This is a genomic window from Burkholderia sp. Tr-862 (assembly GCF_011753085.1).
In the GTDB taxonomy this organism is placed as follows: Bacteria; Pseudomonadota; Gammaproteobacteria; order Burkholderiales; family Burkholderiaceae; genus Burkholderia; species Burkholderia ambifaria.
Map to the genome: position 1 here is coordinate 1 of NZ_VWWG01000339.1, position 1,836 is coordinate 1,836.

General features: G+C 69.6%; 2 protein-coding genes. One reads left to right on the forward strand and one right to left on the reverse strand.

The genetic code is table 11. From position 1 onward, the window contains the following. The coding region (locus tag F3J14_RS34625) for a family 20 glycosylhydrolase (RefSeq protein ID WP_166726718.1) at nt 1–1,373 on the forward strand (1,373 nt) is incomplete at its 5' end. Between the two features lie 208 nt (nt 1,374–1,581). On the opposite strand, the gene F3J14_RS34630 is transcribed toward F3J14_RS34625, so the two are convergent. Beyond that, nucleotides 1,582–1,836 (reverse strand): PTS transporter subunit EIIB (locus F3J14_RS34630; RefSeq protein ID WP_166726719.1); only part of this gene is annotated, 255 nt, incomplete at its 5' end.

A 1,836-nucleotide genomic window follows, 5' to 3' on the forward strand; every position in this document is an offset into this window, starting at 1 on the left:
TCCTGCACCTGTCCGACGACGAAGGCTGGCGCATCGAGATTCCCGGCCTGCCCGAGCTGACCGACATCGGCGCGCGCCGCTGCCACGATCCGAGCGAGACGCGCTGCCTGCTGCCGCAACTCGGCTCCGGCCCCGACAATCGCTCGGGCGGCGGCTACCTGACGCGCGCCGACTACGTCGCGCTCGTGCGCTACGCGGCCGACCGCTTCATCGACGTGATTCCCGAAATCGACATGCCCGCGCACGCGCGCGCGGCCGTCGTGTCGATGGAGGCGCGCTACCGCCGGCTGCATGCGGCCGGCCGCGAACAGGACGCGAACGCGTACCGGCTGCTCGATCCGCAGGACACGTCGAACCTGACGACGGTGCAGTTCTACGACCGGCGCAGCGACCTGAACCCGTGCGTGCCGGGCGCGCTCAACTTCGCGTCGAAGGTGATCCGCGAGATCGCGGCGATGCATGCGGACGCGCAGGCGCCGCTGCGCACCTGGCACTACGGCGGCGACGAAGCGAAGAACATCCTGCTCGGCGGCGGCTTCCAGCCGTTGAACGGCACCGATCCGAACAAGGGGCGCATCGACCTCGCCGCGCAGGACAAGCCGTGGGCGCGCTCGCCCGCGTGCACGGCGCTGCTCCAGCGCGGCGAGATCAAGTCGATCGACGAGTTGCCGACGCGCTTCGCGAAACAGGTGAGCGCGGCGGTCGACGCGAACGGGATCGGCACGATGGCCGCGTGGCAGGACGGCATCAAGCACGCGAACGGGCCGCAGGACTTCAGCACGCGGCATGTGATGGTGTCGCTGTGGGACACGATCTTCTGGGGCGCATCGGACAGCGCGCGCGACCTGAGCGGCAAGGGCTACCAGACGGTGCTGGCGCTGCCTGATTACCTGTACTTCGACTTCCCGTACACGCTGAACCCGCGCGAACGCGGCTATTACTGGGGCTCGCAGGCAACCGACGAGTACAAGGTGTTCTCGCTCGCGCCGGAGAACCTGCCGCAGAACGCCGAAGTGATGGGCGATCGCGACGGCAACGCGTTCGAGGTGACCGGCACGGGCCCCGCGCCGCGCATCGAAGGCATCCAGGGGCAGGCCTGGGGCGAGGTGATGCGCAACGACACGTTCCTCGAGTACATGGTGTATCCGCGCCTCCTCGCGCTTGCCGAACGCGCGTGGCACCGGGCCGACTGGGAGCTGCCGTACGCGGCCGGCGTGCGCTACAAGCGCGGCGACACGCATCGCGTCGACACGGCCGCGCTGCAGCGCGACTGGGCCGGTTTCGCGACGCTGGTCACGCAGCGCGAATTGCCGAAGCTCGATCGTGCCGGCATCGGCTACCGGAAGCCGACTTTCACGCTGACGAACCCGTGAGCGATCGGGCGGCTGAGCGGCCGAGGGGCCGATCGGTCGACGAGCGGTAGAGCGGCTGACCGCTGACCGGCTGACCGGCTAAGCGATGCGCGATGCAGATGAACGCATCGCGCATACGCCCCGCCGATGAAAAACGGCTTGCGACGCATCGCAAGCCGTTTTCGTTTTGCTGCCCTGCGACCCGGCGAACCGGGCCGCTCTCAGCGCATCAGGCCGGTTGCGCGGCCGCGCCGCCGTCCGTCGACGGCAGACGTGCGCCGAGCTGTTCAGCGTAGCGTGCCGCCGCGTTGCCGCAGACGATGTGGAACGTGTCCGGCGACACCCATGCGACGTCGAGTGCACCGAGGCGATCACGATCGACCGCCGATGCGTCGCGCACGACGACACGCAGGCGCGTGGTCGCGATCGCGTCGAGCGTTGCGACGTTGGTCGCGCCGCCGAACACCGCGAGCCAGCGCAGCGG